General features: G+C 63.9%; 3 protein-coding genes. All 3 read right to left on the bottom strand.

Going from position 1 to position 3745, the window contains the following annotated elements; all coding sequences use genetic code 11:
* Positions 1-57: 57 nt before the first annotated feature.
* Positions 58-1002 (bottom strand): TniQ family protein, encoded by a 945-nt coding sequence (locus HS053_RS21940; RefSeq protein ID WP_241699988.1) that lies wholly within the window; start codon positions 1000-1002, stop codon positions 58-60.
* A 71-nt stretch (positions 1003-1073) separates the two neighbouring features.
* Complete coding sequence (locus tag HS053_RS21935) at positions 1074-1952, bottom strand: TniB family NTP-binding protein (RefSeq protein ID WP_174213369.1); 879 nt, start codon at positions 1950-1952, stop codon at positions 1074-1076.
* Positions 1945-3591 carry a Mu transposase C-terminal domain-containing protein gene (locus HS053_RS21930; RefSeq protein ID WP_174213368.1) on the bottom strand — a complete coding sequence of 549 codons (1647 nt, stop codon included), beginning with the start codon at positions 3589-3591 and terminating at the stop codon, positions 1945-1947. The genes HS053_RS21935 and HS053_RS21930 overlap by 8 nt, the downstream gene beginning before the upstream one ends.
* Positions 3592-3745: the final 154 nt, after the last annotated feature.

Raw genomic sequence — 3745 nt, 5'->3', positions numbered from 1 at the left:
TGTCGGATGACCGGAATTCGTGAGATTCAAGCACTTCGTCGAAGAACATGCCGGGGTTCATGAGATTCTGGCGCGGTATTCATGAGACTGGACGCGCCGGTATTTGTGAGACTGACCCCGTCTCGATGGTTTCGCGACGATCTGGCGCGCGCTCTCGTCGCGCTGAGCACGCCAGAGACGGGCAGAGATACGCCTTCTCAACGAGAGAGGCCATGAGCTGAGCGCAGCTTGCACCCGCCCTTCCCCGTCCGCATCACTGGCGAGCAGAACGTCGATCGCTCGCGCGACAGGATCTTCAGCTATCCGGCCGATGCCTACCGTCAGCGCGAAGGATTGCAACAGCGAACCCTGAGCGAGACTGCGCTGCCCAGACAGGACCGGTTTTGTCAGCACCGGGGCCACCCGATCGTATTCGGGAACGATCACCGTTAGCGCCTGTCGAGTGATCGGCGTGGTGAGGAATTCGTGGTAGTTCCGCCGGGTCTGGAGCGACATGCGCGGTTGCTCCCTCAGGGACAGCGGCGAGGCACGCCGGTGTCGCGCCGTCAGCAGCGCCAGCATCTCGACCGGGCCGAAGCCCTGCTGCCCGACGCCATGCGCCCAAGCCTCGAGAACGGTCGCACCGGCTTTCACAGCCCTCTCCAATGCGGCCATCGGCCCGTCGCCCAGTATGGCCGGAAGTGAGCCGCCGGCGGCATCCTGTAAGTCCGCAACGTGGACCGCACAGTGAAAGGCCCAAGGCAGCGCCGAGGTTCTTCGACGGATGTCCGATGGGCAAGCCGGGCAACGACGTCCATGCGCGCGCGCGATCATCATACGCGCTTCAGGCCGCAGATCCCAAAACGTCATCGCCCGCACAGCTTCAGGCGAAAGGCCAGTCCGTGCCGCGATCAGTGCCCCCTGCCCTTCCGAAAGCCGCCATTCCAAGTCGAACACGTCGCACTCCTGCAGGCCAAGCACGGCGACGAACTCCGAAACCGTCATGGCGTAGAACGCAGCCATGCGCGCTATCCAGGAGGACAGCCGCTCATCGGCCTCAGGGGCGTAAACAACCGGCAGGCGCCCGCGGTCTGTCACACCGGCTCTCCCAGGACAGCCTGCAACCGGTCGCCGTCCAGAATATCGCGCGAGAGGATGCGTTCCTCGCCGCTTTCGATGGCGCCGATCGCCAGCTGCGACAGGATCGAGAAAATGCCCGAGGTGATGCCGCCGGTCACCTTGATGATCCGCGTGAGCGCCTGTCCGTCGATCTGGCTTTCGCGTCGGAGCGGCAGCGTGCGCGCGAGCGTACTCATCAGCCCGTTCAGATCCTCGCCCTCCCGCCAGGGCGGCAATGCGAAGGCCTCGAAGCGGCGTACCAGTTGATCATCGGTGCGCAGCGCGTTGCGAGCCTGCGCTGTACCGACACAGACCAACGGGACGCGCAGCTCGTTGCCCAGAAAGCGCAGCATGTTCAGGAATCTCGCCTGTTCTCGGATCGTCCCCGCCTGCAGGCTGTGGATCTCGTCGATCACCAGCATCCTTGGGCGCAACTCGGCGAGCAGTCGCAAGGCCAGGCTTTCCAGCACCGACAGCGTCGCCCGCGGCGGTTCCGGGACACCAATCGCCGCCAGGAGCCGGCGGTAGAAGCGCGTTTCGTCGGGCCCGGATACCATCTGTACGGCGACGACCGGCATATGCAGTCGTCCGCTCACCTCCTCGAAGCTGGCCGCGTGATCGCGGGTGAACTTCTCTATGATCATCGTCTTGCCCATGCCGCTCTCGCCGACAATGAGCAGGTTCGGCATGCGGGCACGCTCGGGAAACGACATCAGCGTTTCCAGCTTCCCCAGGGCGGCCTCGGCCCTGGGATAAGAAATCCAGCGGTCGGCGCGAATCCGAAGAATACGGTCCTCCGCGCTGAGCGCGGCGATCTTGCCGGCTCCCGGATAGAGATGCGGGAACTCAGTCATCGTCGTACCATTCCTCGACCTTGAAACCGGGGTGGCTGAGGAACGGGCTCCCCTCCCCTTCCGGCGCGGGCAGGGTATCTCGCGCGGCGGCATCCGGTGTCACATCGATCATCAACAGGGGCGCCAGATGCGCCCGCCGCGCCTGATGGCGCCGCGTGGCTTTGGTCTGCCGTACGGCGGTGTCGATGAGCTCGCGCTGCGCCTCGATCGTCCTGAAAATCAGTTCCTCGTCCACAGAACGGCGCCCAGCCTCGCGCAGCGACCGCCGCGCCGCACGGTGTTCCCAGAGCGTGATTGCAGGCCGTGTCAGGTCCGCCGGTCGGGCTTCAATGATCCCCTCATCTGTCAGGACGAAGATGCGCGAGAGATCGCGCGGGTCGTATTTGAGCGTGAACTTGCGGCTCTCCCGGCCCATCAGCCAGCGCAACCCGTCCGACCAGTAGCGGATGTGGAAGAGGTGCAGGCCGTCGCGCTGCAAAACCCGCCGCTCGGAGGGCAGAAAATCGACCAGGAACTGCCTGAGATCGGCCGGCATGCGAAGCCGGGCCTCGTTCACCCGCGCCGCCCAAGCCGCCGCAGGCGTGGTTTCCAGGGCGCTGTGGACCCGCGCATGGTAGGAGCCGGTGATTTCGAGCGCGAGCCAGGTCTCCAGCTCATCGAGTGTCATCACCGCCTCGGCTTCGGCATCGAGATCGCCGCGCTCGAAAACGTTCGAGAAATGCGAGCCCGGCAGCAGGTGAATCGCGCCCATCATTGTTCCGATCAGCCGTTCGATATGGCCGCCATAACGCGGCGTTCCCGGTGGTCGGTGCCGCAGGTCGATCTGGTATTCCGAACAGGCCCGCTCGAAGGCGGCAGCGTGAAACTCCGCGCCATTGTCCACGTAAATTGCGTTCGGGATACCCTGCGCAGACCAATCCGCGCTGATTCCGCGCGCGGTGAGCCAATGCGATTTGTCCATCACCGCATGGGTCAGACACAGCGCAACAGCCAGAAGCGAAGGAGGCTCCAGCGACAGGTGAAACCCCATAATCATTCGGGTGTTCACGTCGATTGCCACGGTCAGCGTCGGGCGACCGAGCGGGCGCCGCGTGACCGGATCGACCACCGTTACGTCGGCCTTGGTATGGTCGATCTGGGCGATTTCCAACGGGTGGCTCGCAGCGAGACCTCCCGGCGTGGCCAGATGGCGCCGCTCGGCCTTGTCCTTGCCTTCTCGCCGGGACATCAGCTTTGCTTGGTCGCGCCCCTCCAGCCAGCGATCCAAACGGCGGATCGACGGCGGCGTCAACCCTTGCGCCCGACAGTCAGCGGCAACCTCGCGCCAGAACCGCGTCCTGGTGGGCTTGCGACGGGTGGCATAAAACCCCGTGAAATGGCGGAATACAATCTCTTCCACCGCTGGGTCGAGGGGATGCATGCCCGGCTTCGGCCCACGCGTATTACGCAGAAGTGCACTGGTCCGCCCGTCCTCGCGAAACTGCTTCACCAGACGAAAGAGCGTGGATCGGCTGACATTCAGCTGATGCATAGCCCGTTCGACGGCGCTCGGGCTCAGCCGTTCCGGCAGCTCCGCCAGCGCCCGGGCGCGAAATTCGGCCTCTTCCCAATCCTTGTCAGCAACAGGATTATCGGACATGATCTGCTCCGTGCGCGGATGTCGAGCCGTCTCACAAACAATGAATCAAATCGGTGTCCAATCTCACATACCCTGAATCAGTCTCAGAAATGCGACGCAGGCAAACCATTGAAAACAAATGGACCGAAGTCTCAATAACTCCGGCAGACCGACA

Origin of the sequence: Tabrizicola fusiformis (genome assembly GCF_013328815.1) — a bacterium.
In the GTDB taxonomy this organism is placed as follows: Bacteria; Pseudomonadota; Alphaproteobacteria; order Rhodobacterales; family Rhodobacteraceae; genus Fuscibacter.
The sequence above is the reverse complement of the archived record's forward strand: the minus strand, read 5'-3'. Positions and strand labels throughout refer to the sequence as shown.